The organism is Citrobacter sp. VF227 (assembly GCF_052950715.1).
Window position 1 is genome coordinate 1 of record NZ_JBRFVF010000205.1, and the last position, 557, is coordinate 557.

The following is a 557-nucleotide window of genomic DNA, read 5'->3' on the forward strand; positions in this document are numbered from 1 at the left end:
GGTTTCCTCCAGCACCTTCTGGTTGCGCCGCTGTACCGAGCAGTCGCGCACGCCCAAGGCGATGACGTCGCCGGCGCCGTCGCCGAACACCTGCACCTCCAGGTGGCGGGCGCGCTCGATGTATTTCTCGATGAACACGCCCGAATCGCTGAAGTTGTTCTGCCCCAGGCGCTTGACCGCGTCGAAGGCATCAGTGAGATCCGCCGCCGAGCGGCACACGCGCATGCCGATACCACCACCACCGGCGGTGCTTTTCAGCATCACCGGGTAGCCGACCTGCTCGGCTGCGCCGAGGGCATCGGCGAGGCTGTCGAGCAGCTCGGTGCCCTCCAGCATCGGTACGCCGCGTTGTTTGGCCAAGGCGCGGGCGGTGTGCTTGAGGCCAAACACTCGCAGCTGTTCCGGCGTCGGGCCGACGAAGGCGATCCCGGCGGCCTCGCAGGCTTCGGCAAACGCCGCGTTCTCGGAGAGAAAACCGTAGCCGGGGTGGATGGCTTTCGCGCCGGTTTCACGGGCGATGCGGAGACGCTTGTCCGGGCGTAATGAGCCCAGCGTGC

Annotated in this window: 1 protein-coding gene; it reads right to left on the minus strand. The window is 67.1% G+C overall.

Annotated elements, in window-relative coordinates; translation table 11 throughout:
* A partial coding sequence (locus ACU8YC_RS25915; protein ID WP_446896100.1) for an ATP-binding protein occupies positions 1-557 on the minus strand: 557 nt, incomplete at both ends.